Genomic DNA, 19,817 nt, shown 5'->3' with positions numbered 1-19,817 from the left:
GACAGTGCGAGCGCAGCACCGGCCGCAGCGAAGGCAGCACCCTGGAAACCAGCGTGCCCGAAGATACTCCCGCTACCGATAGCAATGCGAGTACGGCCGCGAGCGCGGGAGAAAATAATGCCGCCGGCGGTAGTAGCGGCGGAAGCAACACGGCTGGAGCGCGGGGCGGGGGCACCGGAGCGGAAGCGGTGGTTGTCTATGTTTCTGGGCAGGTGGCACGGCCCGGTGTTTATAGTGTGCCGGCGGGCAGCAGGATTATCGACGCTGTGGATGCGGCTGGCGGGCTTACCCCGGAAGCAGATCCGGTAGCTACCAACTTGGCGGCCCCCGTTGCTGATGGGCAACATATTCACGTGCTCAAACCGGGTGAAACTCTGCCTACTGGAACCAGTGCCGGCGCCGGGCATGCCAATGGAAGGGAAGGGGCGGGTGCTACTGGCAGCGGAAACGGCACAGGAAATGGTGGAGGTGGAAGTGGCGGCCCGGCCGGCCGAGTAAATCTCAATACGGCCTCAGCTGCCGAATTGGAAACCTTACCGGGGGTGGGGCCGGCTACTGCGCGCGATATTCTCGCGTGGCGGGAAAATAACGGACCGTTTACGAGCGTGGAAGACCTCCTCGAGGTTTCCGGAATTGGGCCCAAGAAGTTCGAAAAACTGCGTGACTCGGTGACGGTGTGACCGGGGTTGATCTGCGTTTAGCGGGCCCTGCCTCAGTGCGCTCGCCGCCGCTTGGATTACCTTGGCCGGTGCCTACCGGTGGCTGGCAATCCTGGCCGGGATAATCATCCTTGCTGTGAGCGTAGCTTGGTACATTGCGAAGTCTGCCGGGCACAGCCAGCCCGGGTTCGGGAAAACCGCTAGATGCACGGCCACGTATGGAAAACTGCGCCTTTTGGAATGGGCTCGGCCCGCTTTTTATCGCGATCGGCCTCGGGTTCACGTTAGGTGCTACCGGTGCGGGTGTGGCAAGTTTTATGGCACGCGTAGAGATACCTGCGTCTGAGGTATCTGCGGCAGAGAAACCCACGCGAGAGGTTTCTGGGCGTGAGGCTCCCGGCCGGGCACAAACGGTGACGGTCTACGGCACGCTCACCGAAAACGCGCGGGCATACCGCACCCCGTGGGGAGAAGAAAGCTGCCAGGCCTCCGTACAGCCACACAGTATTACCTTCTCCCCGTCGGTCAAAATGGCACGCAGTTGCGGCACGGCCCGCGCGCCCGTTTGCGCATCACCGTTCCATGCGGGGCGCTACGCGGCCAAACTATTACTGCTACCGGCCGGCTCAGTGCCTTAGAAAACCGCCGCGAAGCAGCATTTTTTGCGCGGCCCCGCAGGTGAAATTAGTGGCACGGGTACGCTCACGGCCCGCGCGGTGGCAGCTATCGATAGCGCATTTTCGGAAATTCTCGCTAGTTTTCCCGCCCATGCGCGCGGGCTGTTACCCGGGGTGGCCTTAGGCGATGAATCCGAGATGAGTCCATCGCTGGATGAAGCCATGAAAACAACTTCGTTGGCACATCTGACCGCAGTTTCCGGTGGGCACGTTTCGATCCTGACCGGGATTGTGCTGGCCTTTTTAGGACGCCGCTACCGGGTACTTACCGGATTGGGATGCGCGGCCGCACTGGCGGGCCTAGTAACTCTAGTAGGTACCGAGCCCTCGGTTTTACGTGCTGCCCTTATGGGAATCATGGTGATAGCCGCGATGCTACTCGGTAAAAACCCGCACGCCTTTTCCGGGTTGGCCTTCGCAATTCTTTTTGCCTGCGCGCTCGACCCGTGGCTTGCAACCAGCTACGGTTTTCTGCTTTCTGCCTCCGCTACTGGCGCAATAGTGGTTTTCGGGCGGCCTCTTGCGGCCCGTCTCAGCCGTATTCTTCCGGCCCACCTGGCCGATCTGATCGTTATCCCGCTGGTAGCCCAACTAGCCGTGACTCCGATTCTTGCCCTTTTTGCGGATCGCAGCTCCATGTGGGGAGTGCTTGCAAACATTCTCGTGGCACCGATCGTGACCCCGCTGACCATCCTGGGGCTCCTCGCGGCGATTACCGCACCTGTCGCACCGGCGGTGGCAAAACTGTGCGCCCAGTGTGCTTCGCTTTGCACCTGGTGGCTGGCAGGAGTTGCCGAAACTGTGGCCGAGTGGCCCGGATCTGGGATTCCGATTTGGGCGGCCGCAATGTGCGAAATCGTAATGCTCATAGTGGTAGCCCTACCGTGGCGGAAATTCTTCCCCGAATCCCCGGTGGCTCGCAACACCAAAAAGCCGCGGTGGCAGGTAGTGATCGGTAGCGGCCTTGCAATGTGCATCTTGGCTGGCCTGCTGCTGGCGGTGGTACGTGTGGCGCTGGGCAAGTGGCCAGCGGCTTACCTGCCGAGTGGGAAGCCATACAGTGCGATGTAGGCCAGGGGAGTGCTTTCTTACGCGAAAAAACGGTGCCTGGTGATGGTCGACGTCGCCTGGCGGCGGTACCGCCGCGAAATGCGTACGGGAAGCCAAGATTGACCGCATCGATCTGCTCATTCTTTCCCACTACCATGCCGATCATGTACGCGGACTGGCAGAAGTTATGGAGGTAGCTCAGATCGGGAAGTGTGGACTTCACTGAATGAGGCACCGCGCGAGAACTCGCGGTGGGTAAAAGCCGAACTCGAAAAAGCAGGAATACCCTACCGGGCGGTGCGCGCACCGGCAGAAATCCGGGCGGGCGGGGAACTTTTCGCGCAAGTTTTATCCCGCGCGTACGGCCTACTTCCGAAGAACAAGCCAATGCGGATTCCTTTGTGGTCTATTTTGAGGTGGCTGGTGGGTATTGGTGCTTTCCGATACCGGCCGGGAAGTGCAAGACAGACTTATTTCGCGCGTACCAGAAGTACGTACAGTTATTGTTGCTCACCACGGTTCGCGTGATCATTCTGCCCGGCTTGCTCGGGAACTTGCGCCCGAATATGCACTCATCTCCGTCGGTGAAAATAGTTACGGGCATCCGCATCCGTCCGTGTATGAATCTTTTGCGGGCGCGCAAATCATCGAAACCCTAAACTGCGGGCGCATTGCTATTACCTCGGAAGGCCCTAAATCGCGCTGTGGATAAGCGGTAGCTGCGAACAACACGAAAAGCCGGCCGGTAAAAAACCAGCGGCCGGGCAAAAACCGCGGCTAGTCAAAACCGGTGTCTGGTTAACCCCGTGGCCGGCCAAAAACGCGCCCGCGCAAAACCAGCGGCAACCAGAGCCCGGTAAAAAACCAGCGGCCGGCATGGGATACTGGGAACATGGCTAGGACGAGGAAAAAACCGCAAAGTACCGGAAACACCGCTAAACCGTTTACAAGTAGCGCCCGTGGTGCTCATTATTAGCGCCGAACCGGTACTGGCGGAACGCGCCGCCCCACCGTTTGCAGGAAGCTGTGCTAGATCGGGAACCGGGAACCGAAACGGTACGGATCGACGCCGAAAAATATGAACCCGGGCAACTCGCTACCGCCACTAGCCCTTCGCTGTTTTCGGAGCACTCGCTTCGTGCTCGTCAACAACGCCGAAAAAAATGACGGACGCTTTTCTTACCGAAGCGGGCGCGTATATTAACCAGCCGGCAGATGGTGTGTTTTTGGTGATTTTCGCATGGGGGAGGCACGCGCGGCAAACGCCTGCTAGATGCCATTGCGGCAGCCGGCTACCAAGTCGGGCGGCAAGAAAAAATTAAATACGATGATGATAAAGCGCGGTTGGTGCGGGCGGATGTGGCGGCGGCGCGGCGCCAAATTACGGACGGCCGCAGTAGCTTCGCTCGTGGACGCGCTAGGGCAAGACTTGCGCGAACTACTTTCTGCCACCCAGCAGATCATTGCGGATACCACGGGCACGATTAACGAAGAAGATGTGCGCGCATTATATGGCGGGCGCAGTGAAGTAATGCCGTGGGATGTGGCAGATGCGGCGATTGCGGGCCAGACCGGGAAAGCCCTCAGTTTGGGCGCGCCACGCTTTTGCCACTCGAGTAGATCCGGTGCCGATCGTTTCCGCAATGGCGAATAAACTGCGCCAGATAGCCTTAGTGCAGGTACAAAACAAAATGGGGCCCGGAGAAAACAAAATGGGAAGCTGGCAAAGAAACCAAGCCTTGCGCGAATTGCGGCGCTGGACCGGGGAAGGCCTGGCGCGGGCGATCCGGGCCGTGGCCGAAGCCGATGCGGATGTTAAAGGTGCTTCCCGGGATCCGCAGTACGCCGTCGAACGTGCAATCATTAGGATCGGCAAAGCTCGCCGCATCAAACAGTAACCACAGAGGTATGGGTAAATGGTGTACTATACCCATTTGTTGCCAGCAAAAATGCTTCCGGAAAAACGCGGTGTAACAGTCCAGGTTTGTACTCCGGAGTCCAGGTTTGGTATCCGGCGCAGCACAGATTCGCGTTCCGGGTGCGGGGCTAGTTTGGTACGCTACCTGCTGGTCTGTTACCTGGTAAGTCATAGATACTGCGAAGAAACACCCAGATATCCAGTATCACTGCGTTCGCGTTCGGCGATCAAAAGAAGCGAGCGCAATCACCTCACGAAAGCCGTGCGGGTGATTGTGCGCGCTGAGTGTTCGCCACGCGAATTGGAAAATCCGAACATTTAGCAAACAATAGGTGAGAGAATAGCGACACAGGCAGTGGATAACTGCTACACCACAAGGAAAACGCAGACGCAAAACTGAGACACCGGGCGCGTCAGTGCAGTGGTTGCCGCACCGTGCTTCTGTTGTGTCGGTAGCGTTGAAGGAGAATCACTCTATGGTTATTGGAATACCCAAAAGCCCGCGGGCAGATGACCCGCTGGTTGCGGGGAGCCCGCAAACTGTAGCCAGGCTAATAAAGCTCGGCTATGAGGTTCGCGTTGAAACGGGAGCCGGTTTGGGTTCAGCATTCCCCGATAGTGCCTATGCGGAGCAGGGCGCCCAGATGGTTTCCACAGATGAAGCCTGGGCGGCAGATATTGTGCTCCAAACTGATGCCCCCGGTACGGAATATTTAGACAAGATGAAAAGCGGTTCGGTGCTCATCGCCCGGATGAACCCCGGAGCGAATCCCGAACTGATTGAAGATCTGGCGGCCCGGAAGATTACCGGCCTAGCGATGGATGCCATCCGCGTACTTCGCGGGCCCAGGCCATGGACGTCAAATCTTCGATGCAGAACATTTCCGGCTACCGGGCAATCATTGAAGCGGCTTCGCACTTTGGCCGCCAATTCACCGGGCAAGTTACGGCGGCCGGGAAGATGCCGCCCGCCACGGTGTATGTGATTGGAGCCGGGGTGGCCGGCTTGGCAGCGCTGGGCACCGCGAATTCCATGGGTGCGATTGTGCGTGCCACGGATGTGCGCGCCGAAGCTGCGGAACAAGTGGAATCCATGGGCGCCGAATTTGTGGAAATCCCGGTGACCCAAGAATCGACCACCGGATATGCCAAGGCTATGAGCGAATCTGAGGCTGAGGCAGCCGGCGTCGTTTATGCCCGGGAAGCCGCGCGCGCAGACATCGTTATTACCACCGCCCAAATTCCCGGTAAACCCGCCCCTATTTTGCTCGACGACGCCGCTATTGCAGCGATGCAGCCGGGCAGCGTGATTGTTGACCTGGCTGCTTCCACCGGTGGGAACACCACCCAAACGGTGAAGGGCAAAACCGTGGTCACGCCCGGTGGGGTAACCATTATTGGTTATGAAGATTTGGCACGGCGGTTGCCCGGCCAGTCTTCCCAGCTCTTCGGGCAAAACTTGGTGAACTTCTTTACCTTGGTTACTCCGGAACGCGATGGCCAGCTCGCTTTGAATATGGATGATGAGATCGTCCGTTCCATTACCGTAACCTTGGATGACACGGTAATGTGGCCGCCGCCGGCGATTGAAGTATCTGCCGCTCCGGCCGCGCCCAAGGCTGCTGAACCAGAAGCGGAAGTGGCGGCGGTGGAAGCCGAACCGGCCAAGCCGTGGAAGAAGTGGCTTGCGGGGCAGTGGCCGCCGCGGTTATTTTGTGGATTATGTTCAGCGCCCCGGCCCATATGCGTGGCCACTTCATCGTATTCATGCTGGCCTGCGTGGTTGGTTTCTACGTGATCACCGCCGTGACGCACGCTTTGCATACGCCGCTAATGTCCGTTACGAATGCAATTTCCGGCATTATCGTAGTGGGCGCGATTTTGCAGATAGCAAGCGGGAATGTGGCGGTTATGATCCTTGCTTTCATCGCCATCGTGGTGGCCTCGATTAATATCTTCGGCGGTTTCGTGGTGACTGATCGCATGCTCGGGATGTTTAAGAGGAGCTAAGAAAAAATGGAAATGCTAACTACCGTGGCAAATACACCTGCTTACACTTTCCAAGCGGTGGCTTATATTGTTGCCGCGCTCCTCTTCATTTTGGCGTTGGCTGGCCTTTCCAAGCAGGAAACCGCTTCTCGCGGTAACCGCTTGGGCATTATTGGGATGGCCGTTGCCCTGATTGCCACGATTTGGGTGGCAATCGATAGTGCTGCTGCAGTACAGGGTGGCAAGCACGCGGGGATCGTGGCCGGGCTGATTGTTTTGGCGCTGGCTATTGGCGCGGTGCTCGGGGTACATAAAGCCCGTACCGTGGATATGACGGAGATGCCCGAACTGATCGCGCTCTTGCATTCCTTCGTGGGTTTGGCAGCTGTGATCGTGGGTTACAACTCCTTCCTGCTCCAACCGGGAAGGGATCACCCCGATAACGCTTTCCACATGGGTGAAGTAGGGCTTGCGGTCTTTATTGGTGCCGTAACTCTTACCGGTTCGATCGTTGCTTACTTGAAGCTTTCCGGGAAGATTTCCGGTAGCCCGCTCATGCTCCCGGGTCGCAATATTTTGAACCTGGTGGCAATCATTGCTTGCGTGGGCTTGATTATTTGGTTCGCGTGGACGCGTTCGGTGGCTTCCGGTATGGTGCCGCTCGCTATTCTCACCGTGATTTCTCTAGCCTTGGGCGCCCACCTGGTGCTCGCTATTGGCGGGGGAGATATGCCCGTGGTGGTCTCCATGCTCAATTCCTACTCGGGTTGGGCAGCTGCCGCGGCCGGCTTCACGCTCGGTAACGACCTGCTCATTATTACCGGTGCTTTGGTTGGTGCTTCCGGTGCCTACCTGTCTTACATCATGTGTAAGGCGATGAACCGTTCCTTCATCTCCGTGATTCTGGGCGGTTTTGGTACCGACGGCGGAAGCGCTGCCGGTGGCGATAAGGAATACGGTGCGCATACCGAAGTCACTGCGGAAGAAGTGGCGCAAAAGCTCAGCGATGCCCGTTCGGTGGTAATCGTGCCGGGCTACGGTATGGCCGTGGCCCAAGCCCAATACCCGGTGGCGGAGATGACGAAGAAGCTGCGCGATAAGGGTGTGGACGTAAAGTTTGCGATCCATCCGGTGGCGGGCCGCTTGCCTGGCCACATGAACGTGTTGCTGGCGGAAGCCAAGGTGCCGTATGACATCGTGCTGGAGATGGATGAAATCAATGACGACCTGGCCGATGTGGATGTGTGCCTGGTAATCGGGGCGAACGACGTCGTCAATCCGTCTGCTTCGGAGCCGGGCTCGCCAATTGCGGGCATGCCGGTGATCCGAGTGTGGGATTCGAAGGAAGTAGTGGTCTTCAAACGCTCTATGGGCGTGGGCTATGCCGGTGTACAAAACCCGCTGTTCTTCAACGAGAACACGGACATGTGCCTCGGTGATGCGAAGGCCTCCGTGGATGCCATCAATGCCGCGCTGTAATACTCTGGCAAGGATGCATAAGCGGATATAAGAAGCTGATAGGCAACGCGAGAGCCCGTGCAATTCTTCTTGGAATGGCACGGGCTCTCGCTCATATATATATATATATATATATATATATATATATATAGTTTTGCGGCGGAAACCATAAGGTTTCCGCCGCCTTTTGCGTTATACGTTTTTACGCGAAGCTCAGCTTAGGCAAGCTTATTGATCTGCTTAGCCAGCTTGGACTTACGGTTCGCGGCCTGATTCTTGTGGATCACGCCCTTGGAAACCGCCTTGTCCAACTTGCGACCGGCGGCATTGAGCGCCGCCTGGGCGGCCTCACGGTCACCGGAAGCAATCGCTTCGCGGGTCCGGCGCACGTAGGTGCGCAGTTCGGACTTGTAAGCCTGGTTACGAATACGCCGCTTCTCATTGGTCAGCACGCGCTTCTTCTGCTGCTTAATGTTTGCCACTGAAATCTCTTTCGATCAAAAGCCAATTGGTCGGCGAGGGAAGCGTTTCCCGCTGGACTGTGGGCGTGGGGCACCCGTGGTTGTGCGGAAAACAAGGACCTACCACCCGACCGGGGAAAGTCCAACTAGTCACTTTACCAGAGCAGAAGCCTCCCGAAGAGGCTAACCGTGTGATTTACATAGCGAGATTAGGGCGAGATCAAGACATAGCGAGATTAGGGCGAGATGAGGATGAAGCTAGGCAGAAGCGTGGGAACTGGCTGCGCTGTACTTATGTTGTGCCGAAGCAATGAGTTCCACGAGCAGCCCGTGGCATTCCTCAGCGTGCGGAACCCCGGAAAAGACCACGGTAGAACCATCCCGGATAGTGAATTCTAGCGTTCCCCAACCAGCCTTCGAATCTTCTGCCCGATAGCTCACCGCGCTTACTGCCGCCAGCGGGATGTCATGTGCCTTGCCGTGGGCTAGACCGTGGCGAGCCAGGAACCGGTGCGTGGTGAGCGTATAGGAAGTAGCTCGCCACCGCAGAAATGGGATCAATAGTAAACCGATCAGGAAGAATATCGTTACCGCAATAACCACCCACCAGGAAACGGGGCGCCAAGAGGCTGGTAGATAGATAAAGAACGCCACGGCCAAGATGAGAATCAGAACGGAGCTGCATATGCCGGGTAACAGCTGTGCGGCCGAGGGCCGCATACTGAGCACGACTTCTTCATCTGCACCTAGCAATCTCTGCGGAAAACTCATGCCCTCTATGGTGCCACAAGAAGAACCGAACCGAATCCAGAGTTTCGCACACACTTTGCTGCGGGGAAAGAAAACCGCAAAACGACCGCGGAAAACACTCATCGCGAGCACTTGCTGGAAGTACTTGTGGTAACACTTGCCGGAAGTGCTCGCCGGTAACACTTGCCGGCAACGCTTGATGGAAACATTCGCCAGTAACACTTTCTGGAAACGTTCACCGAAAAGTATCTACCGGAAAGTATCTACGGGAAAGTATCTGCCGGAAACTGCTCGCCAAAAAAACGGATTCCAGAAAAGAGGTGTTAGAAAAACAGCACCCGAAAAGCGCGCCTGAAAACAGCACCAGAAAAGAGCACCTGAAAATAGCGCCAGAAAAACGCCAGAAAACGGGTGTAAAAGTTTCCAGGCGCATTTACAATTGGGGGCGTGAGGTCAATTTTGGCCCGCAATCTCAAAGATGAGAGTGTAGATGGGAAAAACATGGGTCTTCAGAATTTGCGGCCACGTATACGCCGCGCTGTAGCCTGGCTCGGGGCGCTCATCCTCGCCCTGAGCGGTTTAGGAATTGCTGCGTTCGCCGGCCCGCTCGCGCAGGCCGCACCAGAAACACCGGCAGATATAGCTTCCGAAACACCGGCGGTCATAGCTTCCGAAACGCCGGCAGATACCACGGCGGATACCACGGCGGATACGCCTGCCGGAGCGCTGCCGGAAAAACCGGCAGCAACGCCACCGGGAATACCGGCGGATACCACGGCGGAAATGCCGTCCGGTACCGCACCGGCAGCCGCGGGTGAAGCGCCGGCAGGGCGCTCCGGCGTCGTCGTCACTTTGTTCCAGCATCCTTGGAACTCGGTAGCAAAAGAATGTACGCAAACTTTGGGGCCGGCAGGCGTGGCCTATGTGCAGGTCTCGCCGCCGCAGGAAACGATCAAAGGCTCGGCGTGGTGGACTTCGTATCAGCCGGTGAGCTATCAGCTGGAATCGAAGTTGGGCACCGCGGCCGAATTCCAACAAATGATTAATACTTGCCGGGCGGCGGGTGTGGGCGTCATCGTAGACGCCGTTATCAATCACACTACCGGGGTGGACCGGGAAGCAGGCACCGGGATTGCGGGTAGCAGTTTTGATGCCGCGGGGAATTTTCCCCAGGCCGGATATGGTCCGGAAGATTTCCACAAGTGCACGGAGAATATTAGCGATTACCGGAATGCGGAAAACGTGTGGAATTGCCGGCTGTCTGGTTTGCAAGATTTGGATACCGGGAGCGAAAAGGTTCGGGACCGGTTAGGTCAATATTTTGCGGACCTATTAGGCATGGGCGTGGCTGGTTTCCGGGTGGATGCCGTGAAACATATGTCCCCGGAAGATGTTGCGACGATCAAAGAAAAAGCTGCGGAAAAGGCCGAGGTGCCGGCCTCCCGGATTTGGTGGATGCAAGAAGTTATTGGCAATCCGGGGGAGGCCCCGCAAATCCAGCCCAGCAAATATACAGGTAGCGGGGAGGTTACCGAGTTTTCTTTCGCTTACCAGTTGCGGCAGCGTTTTAAGGGTTCCCTGCAGGGCGGGGAGCGCAAGCTTAGCGATATTGCTTCCGGGTTAGTGCCGAGCCAACAGGCCACGGTATTTGTGGATAACTGGGATACGGAACGCGGGGAGGCCACGCTGTCTTATAAAGACGGGCGGATGTACCAGCTCGCGAATGCTTTCTTGCTCGGCTACGGATATGGCACCCCAAATGTTTATTCGGGCTATCAGTTCACCGATGCGGATGCGGGAGCTCCGGGCGCGAGCGAAACCGCGGTTCCGGAAACTAGTTGCGGGCCCGATTCAGGGTGGAACTGCACGCAAAGGTGGACGGCTATTCGCGGCATGATTGCCTTCCATAACGCGACCGCCGGTGAACCGGTACAAAACTGGCAAGACGACGGCGATAACAATATTGCTTTCGAGCGCGGCCAACAGGGCTTCCTGGCTCTCAATAACACCGCACAACCGGCCGCGGCTAGCTATCACACGAGCCTGCCCAATGGCACGTATTGCAACGTGTATGCGGCCGGTGATTGTTCACAGACGGTTGCCGTAAAAGACGGCAAAATCGCCACGGAAATCCAGCCGCGCAGTGCCGTAGCTTTAATTGCGGGCGTACAGCCAGGAAGCGATCATCCAGCTGCGCGCGGGGCGGCAAGCGATCCGGCCGATCCGCAACTACCACCGGAAAGCAACACGCCAGCCGGCCCGGCAGACCCAGAAACCACGATTTTCTACAAGCCGGAAAGCACTTGGACCGCCCCGTACTTGCACTATGGCCGCGGCGATGCCTGGACCCAGGTACCGGGCCAGCCCATGCAAAAGGTTGGGCGACGGCTGGTATTCCTTGCGGATAAATACCTCCCAAGCTACCGAATTCGTATTCAATAACGGGGCTGGCGTTTGGGACAACCCGGCAGGCGGCGGTAACTACCGGGTAGAACCGGGCACTACCTACGCGGCCGTGGCAGATAAACAGCTGAGTTTTACCAATCCGGTGCCACCCCAATATGAACCAAAGACCCGCGTAATAGTGCATTATGCTCCGGCTGCCGGGGATACCGCCGGCGCGCAACGCGGAGTTTACCTGTGGGGAAACGATAAAGAAGGCAATACTTTGGCCGGTAAGCACTACCAGTTCACCGGCGAAGATAGTTTCGGGAAAGTATTCGAAACCGAAATTCCGGGAGCTTATGAGCCAGGAAAACTTGGCCTTATTGTGACCACACCGGCCTGGGATAAAGATGGCGGGGATCGTATGCTCGATGCTTCCAGCGGCACCGCCGAAGTGTGGATAACTGGCGGTAGCGATACAACGGCGACTCAAGCCCCAGCGCAGTACCAAAAACGGCCGGCAGTATTGGACGTGAAAGTCCACTACCTGCGCCCGGCCGGCGACTATCAAGATTGGGATCTGTGGACCTGGGCGGAGGGGCTCAACGGTTCTTCCCGGCCTTTCAACAGCCATGATGATTGGGGCAAGCTAGCAACATTCCGGCTCGAATCAGGTAGCGGGATAGCCAGCCCGAGTTTTATTGTGCGCGAGGGCGCAGATGCGTGGAAGAGTAAAGATCCGGGTGAAGGCGACCGGGTGATACCGCAATCGGCGATTACGGTTACCGATCCGGGTGGTAATGGCACAAATAGTAAAGGTGAAGCCGAGATCTGGCTCGTTAGTGGAGACTGGACGGTGTATACGAATCCTAGTGTTATCAACACCAAACGCGGTTTGGTGAAAGCAGAAATTTCTGGCCTTTCGCAAATCACAGCCCGGCTGGCCGGCCCGGTGGATCCGGCCGCGCTTACACCGCAGACCGTGCAGGTGGCCGGCGCGCAGGTTGCGAATGTAGAACTGGCCGCAGATAAATCGGCAGTGGTGATTACTACGGCCCAGCCGCTCGACGTCGCCGCCGCTTACCAGGTAAGCGCACCGGAATACGGTGAAGTAACGGCAAGCGCTGGCGCGGTGGTACGCACCCCGGAATTTGACGCAGCTTATGCCTATAGTGGCGCGCTTGGCGCCCAATACGAAAAAACGGGAACCACTTTCGCGCTGTGGGCACCTACCGCAGCGCAAGTTCACGTGCGGCTCTACAAAACCACAGACCGCGAAGCGCAGCTGGCCAGCGAACACGCACTTACCCGCGGGGAGAAAGGCGTGTGGCAAGTGCGGCTGCCGGGAGACCTCGACGGCACGGCCTATGACTTCCGGGTTACCTTCGCTAATGGCACGGAAAATCTTTCCCCAGATCCCTATGCCCATGCCGCTGTGGAAAACGGGATGCGAAGCGTAGTGCTTTCTCCGGAAAGTGCTTCCCGCGGTGCCCAAGGGGAGCGGATGCCAGCTTTTGGCCCGGCCACTAATGCAAGTATTTCGGAAATGAATATTCGCGATTTTTCGATTCACCCCGATTCGGGTATTTCTGCGGCAAAACGCGGCAAATATTTGGGCGTGGTGGAAGGCGGCACCCAGGCCAAAACCGGTAATCCATCCGGTTTGGATTATCTGAAACAGTTGGGCGTTACCCACGTGCAGATCATGCCGTTCTACGATTTTGGTTCCGTGGATGAATCCGGAGATCTAGGCTATGCAGCCGCCCAACATGGCCAGCAAAACTGGGGTTATGACCCGGAGAATTACAATGTGCCGGAAGGTTCGTATGCTTCGAATCCAGCCGATCCGAAAGCCCGCCTGGCCGAAGCGAAGCAAATGGTGGCTGGTCTGCATAAAGCAGGTTTGCGGGTGATTATGGATGTGGTCTATAACCACGTATACAACCCCGAAAAGCACGCCTTTAATCTGACGGTTCCGGGCTACTACTTCCGGTATGACGCTGCGGGCAAGCTGGTCAATAATTCCGGGGTAGGTAATGACACGGCTTCGGAACGGGCGATGATGCGCAAATACATCGTCGATTCGGTGGTCTATTGGGCTACCGAATACGGGGTGGACGGATTCCGCTTCGACCTTATGGGCCTGCACGATGTGGAAACCATGCGGGAAGTGCGGGCAGCACTCAACCAGATCGATCCTTCCATCATTGTGCTCGGTGAAGGTTGGGATATGAACCGCACTTTGCCGAAGGATGCGATGGCAATCCAGCCCAATGCGGGTAAGCTCGCGCCCGGGCCCGACCCCCGGAAAGTGGACATGGGGGTGGTGTTTATGCTGCAAGGTCAAGTGTAGCTGACGCGTGTTTTTCGAAGGTGTCTGGGGCCTGGTAATTGCACCAGGTGTGCAATCGTTTCGTGTTATACCGAGTACACCACGCAAAGACCTGCCGGCGGCAGGAGAGCATGTTGGGGAAAACCTTCGCATTTTTGAGAACTTCTCGTTTGAGCGTTGCATTAAATGACTCTGCCAGCGCGTTATCGGCACTACTGCCTACAGCTCCCATGGATTGTTGTACTCCCAACTGGCGGCATGTTTCTTGAAATACAGAGGAGGTGTATACACTGCCGTGATCAGAATGGAAAATCGTTCCACGCAAGGATCCTCGCTGGTCTGCGGCCATCAGTAATGCCTCTCGGGCGAGTTCAACACGCATGTGATCTGCAATCGCAAAACCGACCAGTTTCCGGGAGAAACAGTCAATCACAGTAGCCAGATACATATTCTTTTGCCCGGCAAGGGGAAGATATGTAATGTCCCCGACAAGCTTGTCGTTAGGCCTGGCCGCGGTGAAATCACGCTCGAGAAGATCATCAAAGACCCGCTTATGTGGATCACTGACAGTAGTGCGAACACGACGTTTTTTCGTAAAACCTGCCAACCCGAGAGCTTTCATCACCCGTGCTACGCGTTTGTGATTTACCGGCTGGTCCGGGGTCTGCGCAGTAAGCAACGCGGCTATACGTTTAGCACCATACAAGCCACCTTCCGCCTCGAAAGCGATCCGAATTCGCTCCCCTAGCAGCCCGTCAGCGTATACCTGTTGCTCGCGCCGGGCCGCATTTGCGGCCCACTTGTAATAGGAAGAACGCCTTACTTTCAGTACGGTACACATCCGCTTGACTGAGAACTCAGTACGGTGGTCCTCGATGAACTTGAAGCGGATCACAAGCCCATCTCCTTCGCGAAATACTGCGCCGCCTTGCGCAAAATATCGCGTTCTTCTTTCAAAAGCGCGTTTTCCTTTTCGAGTTGTCGGATTCTCTCTGCTTCAGATAAGACCCGCGCCGCCTCTGCTTCTTTGCGCCGCCTGGCCCGCACCCCGGTGCCAAACTGGTTTACCCAGTTTTGCAGCGAATTACGATTAATTCCCAGATCAGAAGCAACCTGCGCCATTGAAGCCTCGCTGGACTCGTACGCGGCTACCGCGTCTTTCTTGAACTGCGCGGAATATGTTTTACGGGACATGGTAGAAGACTACCTTTCTCCGGCTGAACGCCGGGGCTAGCCTATGTCCACCAACAGGGGGTCAGGTCCCCCGGCGCGGTAGGCGCTGACGATAATGGCGTGGCTTTCTTTAATGATTCGATTCGTGATGGTTTGAAAGGTTCCGTGTTCGAGGCCTCCGATACTGGTTTTGTATCGGGCAAACCGGGCCAGGAAACCCTCATTGCGAATAATGTTTTGGGTTGCCAAAACCCGGAGGGGCTGAGTCCGTGTACGAACGGGAATGCCAATACTGGTTATGCCGCGCCCGGTCAGATCGTGAACTACGTGGAAATCCACGACAATCTCACCCTGTTCGATAAACTGCTCGCTTCCCGGCCCAATGATTCGGAACAAACTCGGGCTGCACGCGCAAAGCTAGCTAATTCCGCGGTTTATTTGGCACAGGGGATTCCGGCCGCGCAATTGGGGCAGGAATTCTTGCGTACCAAGGGTGGAGACGAAAATTCTTACAATTCCGGGGACGGTCCGAATGCGATCGATTGGAGCCGGGCACACGAGCAAGCCGATTCGGTGGCTTATACGCGCGGCTTATTGGCGCTTCGGCAAAGTGCGCCGGCCTTCCGCTATCCCACTTTCGAACAGGTAAATGCTAATTCCAAGCTCCTGCGGGCCGCCGACGGCGTAGTTGCTTGGACGGTGCGAGACACCGAGCACAGCTATGTGGTGGTGTTGAATTCCACCGACGCCGCCGTTCCTGTGGATATCCCCGCCGGCACATACGACCTACTGGTAGCGAATGGAAAGGTAGAGCTTTCCGCGCCACAAACGGTAACGATCGGCGAAACGCCCTATGCCGCGGGCGCGCTTAGCGCCACGGTTTTGCGCCTGCATACAGATAATGCGGGCGAACCGGGTGCTGAAGATGCCGATCAGACTGGCGCTGAAGATGCTGGCCAGGCTGGTGGTGAAGGTACCGAGGCCGGTGCTGAGACGGGTGCTGAAGGTACCGAGGCCGGTGCCGAAGATGCTGGCCAGACTGGCGCTGAAGACGCCGGCCTGACCGGTGCTGAAGGTGCCGACAAACCTGCCGTTGAAAAGCCGGTTGGTGTGTGGGCGGTTGAAAATGACGCTCGTGGTGTGTTGTATGTGAATGCGTGGGGTCAGGGTAAGGCTGATCGTACGGTCAATTATGGTAACCCGAACGATGAGATTATTTTCGGTGACTGGGATGGTGACGGTATCGATACGCCGTTGGTGCGCCGGGGCAACGCGTTCTTGGGTACCAATGGCTTTGGCGGTGTGGCCCAGTTCGAGTTTGCCTACGGTAACGCTGGGGATGCAGTCCTGGTAGGGGACTGGAACGGCGATGGCAAGGACACGATTGCCGTAGTTCGCGGTAACCAAGTGTTCGTGCGTAGTTCGCTGACCAGCGGTGTTGCTGACGCGGTTTATGGTTATGGCAACCCGACCGATACCCTTATTGCGGGGGATTGGAACGGTGACGGCAAGGATACTTTGGCCGCTGTGCGTGGAAATATCTTCTACGTGCAAAGCAAGCTGGAAGATACCAAGGCACCGCTGGAGTTTACTTATGGTACTGCTGGTGACCGCGTAATTGTTGGTGACTGGAACGGTACGGGCAAGGACGGGGTTGGAGTTGTACGCGGCAACCAGTTCTTCCTAAAGAACAAGCTGGTCACGGGCGCCGCTGATGAAGTCTTTGCCTACGGTAATGCGAAGGATGTTTCGGTGGTTGGTGATTGGGACGGGGACGGGATCGACACCCTGGCCGTAGACCGCCGCTAACACCACAGCTAGCACCGCTAGCGTCTAACGCCGTAGCTAGCGCCGTTGCTAACATAACGCCGGTTTTGAGCCGCTAACATAAAGCCGGTTTCGGCGTGTTAGATCTAGGCCAAACTGGCCCAGATAAATAGAACAAGCGGGATGTATGAAACATGGTTAGTTTCATACATCCCGCTTCGGCGTCTTACATCGGCGTTCACATACAAAACAACCCTGCCGTAAAGGTGGCGAATGCTGGGCACCAGATCGTCATGCACGTCCACGACGAGATCGTCATCGACGAACCCCCAAGACTCGGGCTTCACCGTCGCCGACGCCTGCTGTTGAGCGCAGGTTTATTTTGAGGGTATAGCGCAAAGTTTTTTGCGGGTCGCCGAGTTTATGAAGGCATAAAAGTGCCCTTCCCGGTTTTCAATGAGTGTTACTAACATTCGCTCGTTGAAAAAGGGGTGGGAAGGGCTGATGAAATCTCAAAGGACCATCATGGAAATTCTAGAAGCTTTTGATCTGGTTGGCACGTATTGTGGTGCGGCTGCCTTGGCGGGTTGCGCGCCGAACACGGTGCGTCGTTATGTGGAGTTGCGCCGGGCGGGGGACCCGATCCCCAAGCGGGCGTCACGGGCACGGATTATTGACGAGTACATGGGCAAGATTGAAGAACTCGTGGCTCGTTCCCAGGGACAGATCCAGGCGAAAAAAGTCCACGAAAAACTGGTCGCGATGGGGTTTACGGGCTCGCAACGGACCACGGACAAAGCGGTTCGGGAAGCGAAACAGGAATGGAAGGCGTGTCGGGCTCGAGTGTATCGGCCCTGGATTGCTGAGCCGGGTGGGATTACCCTTGTTTTGTTGACACTGGATTAGAGGGATTGCCTGTGGTGTTGATTCCTTGGGAGGTTGTGTCTTCTGGCTCGCTATGAATCGTAAGGGAAGGCGGTTTACCCCTGAATACCGGCGGGATACTGCGAGTCAGGTGATTGATACTGGCGAGTCGATTGCGTGTGTGGCTAAGGCTTTGGGCTTGTCTGCGCAGACTCTTGGTAAATGGGTTGGGCAAGAGCGTAAGAGACGGCTCGTAGAATCGGGTGGCAAGCCGGATATTGAGCAGTTGCAAAAAGAGCTGGCTCGCACTCAGCGGGAGTTGGCCAAAGCGAGAATGGAACGCGATTTCTTGGAAAAAGCGGCCGCCTTCTTCGCTGCCAAGCAACAACAACGGAAGCGGCCCGGAGTTGATGGATGCGCAGAAGGCTTATGGATACTCGGTTACATTCATGGCGGCAGTTCTTGGGGTTTACTGGCCAGGGTTATTATGCGTGGCGTTCCCGAAGCGCCCTACGCCAGGCCAGGGCACAGCAGCGGCGGCGTTTTGATGAGGCGGTAGCAAAAGAGTTTGAAAACTCCCGGCAAACTTATGGGGCGCCGCGTCTAGCAATAGCCCTGCGCCGGCGCGGTATTCATGCCGATAAGCAGACCACTCAAACCGTGCTAAAAGCCTTGGATATGGCGATTGGGCTACGGGGCAAGCACCAGGCAAATTGGTGTTGCACGCGGACCCGGATCCACACGGCTATCGGCGGTCACACACCCGTCAAATATGAATTAATAACCGCGGTACCATTCGTGGAAGCCGCTTAGAAAAACGTCAACAACTTGAGGACAAGCCCAAAGGATGGATGAGGCGAGAAGGGCACACGACCTTCCTAGAGCATAAACGTTGGGCTTTGGCCTCAGCCAAAGTCACGCTATGCGCGCTTCCGACTCGAACTCCGGGCTACCCTTCGCTGGGTGTGGTACCGGTATCTCAGTCGGCTGTGGAGCAGCAGTTCGCCTCCTGCCGCGCCCCAAACCTCTTGCTATTCAGCGAAAACCGCCCAATCAGTGATTCCGCCGGGATTCGGCGAAACCACCGCTACTCAGCGATGTGGCTTCTACTCAGCGAAAACCGCGTTGATCATCGCGGGCGAATTGGCCTCGCTGCGGTCTACGCGTTTCCTAATCGACCGGTAGGCGAGGAAGATAAGCATTCCCGCCACGGCCACCATCACGATGGCACCACCCGGCCGCACCTCATGGTAGTAGGAGAGGGTGATACCCGTCATCGTGTAGATCACGCCGAGGAGTACCGACAGCAGCGTGGTATCCCGGTAGCTACGCGAAACCAGCAGCGCCGCTTGCCACCGGCAGCACCATAATCGAGACCACCAAAAGCGCCCCGATGATCTTCGAACCAAGCGCCACCGTCACCGCGGCGAGCGCCGTGAAAATCGCATTACTCATACCAACGCGCGTACCGGAAAGCCGTGCAAGCGTGGGATCTACCGACATATCAAGCAGCGATCCGTAGAGCACAATCGAGGCACCCACCACGAGCACAAATACCACCGCGGTGAGAATGAGGTCGCTCCACATCACCGAGGAAATACTTCCGAACAGATATGATTCGAAGCTGCGGCCACCGGGTGCCAGATCCGAGAGGATCACGGCTAAACCAAGACCGGCCGCCATCGTCACCGCGGTTGCCAGATCGCCGTACTGCGGCGCGTATTTACGGATCGTTTCAATCAGGAACGCCCCGGCAACCGCCACCAGGATGGCGCCCGCCACCGGGTTGAAACCGGCAATTAGCCCCAGGCCCACACCCGCCAGTGCGGTATGCGACAGCGCGTCACCCATCATGGCGGTACGCCGGTTGACCATCACCACGCCGATCAGCGGAATCGAGATTCCCAGCATGAGGCCGACCATGAGGGTCCGGCGCATAAACTCAAATTCCAGCATGAAGTTGGCCCTCCTGAATATTGATGAAGGTATCGATATTCATATTCTCAATAATCGTCTTCGTATCATGCGTCACGATCAGAACGGTCAGCCCTTTTTCTGACGTGTACTTATCGAGGAACTGCAGGAATTCCTCACGGCTTTCTTTGTCGACGCCGGCGGTCGGCTCATCCAAAATAACGATTTCCCGGATCGTGAATGAGCGCACGCGTAATCATGACGCGCTGCTGCAAACCGCCGGAGAGTTCCGAAAACGGGAAGTGAATATATTTCTCAAGCCCCATCTGCGTTAGTGTGTCTTCGGCACGGTCCAGATGCCGGCGTCGCGGAATTTTCACAAAGCCGAAATCAGAAAGCAGACCCATCACCACGATTTCG

Annotated in this window: 18 protein-coding genes and 3 pseudogenes; 14 read left to right on the top strand and 7 right to left on the bottom strand. The window is 56.9% G+C overall.

From position 1 onward, the window contains the following. The 9 genes and pseudogenes from H8274_RS09530 to pntB all read left to right on the top strand — a co-directional run. On the top strand, positions 1-680 hold a 680-nt coding region (locus H8274_RS09530; protein ID WP_185934518.1), incomplete at its 5' end, for a ComEA family DNA-binding protein. A 197-nt stretch (positions 681-877) separates the two neighbouring features. Further along, positions 878-1,297 carry a hypothetical protein gene (locus H8274_RS09525; protein WP_221884819.1) on the top strand — a complete coding sequence of 140 codons (420 nt, stop codon included), beginning with the start codon at positions 878-880 and terminating at the stop codon, positions 1,295-1,297. A gap of 78 nt (positions 1,298-1,375) precedes the next feature. After that, positions 1,376-2,407: a ComEC/Rec2 family competence protein gene (locus H8274_RS09520; protein ID WP_185934516.1), complete on the top strand. Its 1,032-nt coding sequence runs from the start codon at positions 1,376-1,378 to the stop codon at positions 2,405-2,407. Between the two features lie 67 nt (positions 2,408-2,474). Next, a pseudogene (locus tag H8274_RS10070) lies at positions 2,475-2,612 on the top strand (MBL fold metallo-hydrolase); the annotation flags it as partial. A gap of 204 nt (positions 2,613-2,816) precedes the next feature. Next, positions 2,817-3,098 (top strand): ComEC/Rec2 family competence protein, encoded by a 282-nt coding sequence (locus tag H8274_RS09510; RefSeq protein WP_185934515.1) that lies wholly within the window; start codon positions 2,817-2,819, stop codon positions 3,096-3,098. A 618-nt stretch (positions 3,099-3,716) separates the two neighbouring features. After that, the gene (locus H8274_RS09820; RefSeq protein WP_244924631.1) at positions 3,717-4,040 is read left to right on the top strand and encodes a hypothetical protein; all 324 of its coding nucleotides are present in this window, start codon (positions 3,717-3,719) and stop codon (positions 4,038-4,040) included. After that, positions 4,030-4,284 carry a DNA polymerase III subunit delta gene (locus H8274_RS09815; protein ID WP_244924630.1) on the top strand — a complete coding sequence of 85 codons (255 nt, stop codon included), beginning with the start codon at positions 4,030-4,032 and terminating at the stop codon, positions 4,282-4,284. The genes H8274_RS09820 and H8274_RS09815 overlap by 11 nt, the downstream gene beginning before the upstream one ends. A 496-nt stretch (positions 4,285-4,780) precedes the next feature. Beyond that, positions 4,781-6,314, top strand: a pseudogene (locus H8274_RS09500) (Re/Si-specific NAD(P)(+) transhydrogenase subunit alpha). Positions 6,315-6,326: 12 nt separating this feature from the next. Then, complete coding sequence (gene pntB / locus H8274_RS09495; protein WP_420807983.1) at positions 6,327-7,772, top strand: Re/Si-specific NAD(P)(+) transhydrogenase subunit beta; 1,446 nt, start codon at positions 6,327-6,329, stop codon at positions 7,770-7,772. 197 nt (positions 7,773-7,969) lie between these two features. Here the strand turns inward: pntB and rpsT are convergent, their stop codons facing one another. After that, positions 7,970-8,233: a 30S ribosomal protein S20 gene (gene rpsT, locus H8274_RS09490; protein ID WP_049619551.1), complete on the bottom strand. Its 264-nt coding sequence runs from the start codon at positions 8,231-8,233 to the stop codon at positions 7,970-7,972. Positions 8,234-8,470: 237 nt separating this feature from the next. After that, positions 8,471-8,983, bottom strand: a complete 513-nt coding sequence (locus H8274_RS09485; protein WP_185933984.1) for a PH domain-containing protein — start codon at positions 8,981-8,983, stop codon at positions 8,471-8,473. Positions 8,984-9,409: 426 nt separating this feature from the next. Between H8274_RS09485 and H8274_RS09480 the strand changes: the two genes are divergently transcribed. Further along, positions 9,410-11,404, top strand: coding sequence for an alpha-amylase family glycosyl hydrolase (locus H8274_RS09480; protein WP_185933985.1), 1,995 nt, complete (start codon positions 9,410-9,412; stop codon positions 11,402-11,404). Continuing rightward, positions 11,340-13,700 (top strand): pullulanase-associated domain-containing protein, encoded by a 2,361-nt coding sequence (locus H8274_RS09475; RefSeq protein ID WP_185934514.1) that lies wholly within the window; start codon positions 11,340-11,342, stop codon positions 13,698-13,700. The genes H8274_RS09480 and H8274_RS09475 overlap by 65 nt, the downstream gene beginning before the upstream one ends. On the opposite strand, the gene H8274_RS09470 is transcribed toward H8274_RS09475, so the two are convergent. Continuing rightward, positions 13,678-14,873, bottom strand: a protein-coding gene (locus H8274_RS09470; RefSeq protein ID WP_185933549.1) for an IS3 family transposase whose coding sequence is annotated in 2 segments (ribosomal slippage) — positions 13,678-14,591 and positions 14,591-14,873 — 1,197 coding nt in all. Because the reading frame shifts where the segments join, the coding sequence is not laid out codon by codon here. The genes H8274_RS09475 and H8274_RS09470 overlap by 23 nt on opposite strands. Positions 14,874-14,972: 99 nt before the next feature. Here H8274_RS09470 and H8274_RS09465 point away from each other — a divergent pair. The 3 genes from H8274_RS09465 to H8274_RS09455 all read left to right on the top strand — a co-directional run bounded on the left by H8274_RS09465 (position 14,973) and on the right by H8274_RS09455 (position 18,042). Next, the gene (locus tag H8274_RS09465; protein WP_185934513.1) at positions 14,973-16,661 is read left to right on the top strand and encodes a hypothetical protein; all 1,689 of its coding nucleotides are present in this window, start codon (positions 14,973-14,975) and stop codon (positions 16,659-16,661) included. Between the two features lie 483 nt (positions 16,662-17,144). Further along, positions 17,145-17,525, top strand: coding sequence for a hypothetical protein (locus H8274_RS09460; protein WP_185933987.1), 381 nt, complete (start codon positions 17,145-17,147; stop codon positions 17,523-17,525). 52 nt (positions 17,526-17,577) lie between these two features. Continuing rightward, positions 17,578-18,042: a transposase gene (locus H8274_RS09455; RefSeq protein WP_065415394.1), complete on the top strand. Its 465-nt coding sequence runs from the start codon at positions 17,578-17,580 to the stop codon at positions 18,040-18,042. A gap of 547 nt (positions 18,043-18,589) precedes the next feature. Here H8274_RS09455 and H8274_RS09900 read toward each other — a convergent pair. From H8274_RS09900 to H8274_RS09440, 4 genes and pseudogenes are all read right to left on the bottom strand, one after another. Further along, positions 18,590-18,772, bottom strand: a complete 183-nt coding sequence (locus tag H8274_RS09900; protein WP_276330087.1) for a hypothetical protein — start codon at positions 18,770-18,772, stop codon at positions 18,590-18,592. A gap of 37 nt (positions 18,773-18,809) precedes the next feature. Continuing rightward, a complete protein-coding gene (locus H8274_RS09450; RefSeq protein ID WP_276330086.1) occupies positions 18,810-19,439 on the bottom strand; it encodes a metal ABC transporter permease in 630 nt (209 codons plus the stop codon). Continuing rightward, the gene (locus tag H8274_RS09445) at positions 19,426-19,647 is read right to left on the bottom strand and encodes an AAA family ATPase (RefSeq protein WP_185934512.1); all 222 of its coding nucleotides are present in this window, start codon (positions 19,645-19,647) and stop codon (positions 19,426-19,428) included. The genes H8274_RS09450 and H8274_RS09445 overlap by 14 nt, the downstream gene beginning before the upstream one ends. Beyond that, a pseudogene (locus H8274_RS09440) lies at positions 19,607-19,817 on the bottom strand (ATP-binding cassette domain-containing protein); the annotation flags it as partial. The pseudogene H8274_RS09440 and the gene H8274_RS09445, both read right to left, overlap by 41 nt.

It is taken from the genome of Actinobaculum suis (assembly GCF_900618115.1).
GTDB classification, from domain to species: Bacteria; Actinomycetota; Actinomycetes; order Actinomycetales; family Actinomycetaceae; genus Actinobaculum; species Actinobaculum suis.
The sequence above is the reverse complement of the archived record's forward strand: the minus strand, read 5'-3'. Positions and strand labels throughout refer to the sequence as shown.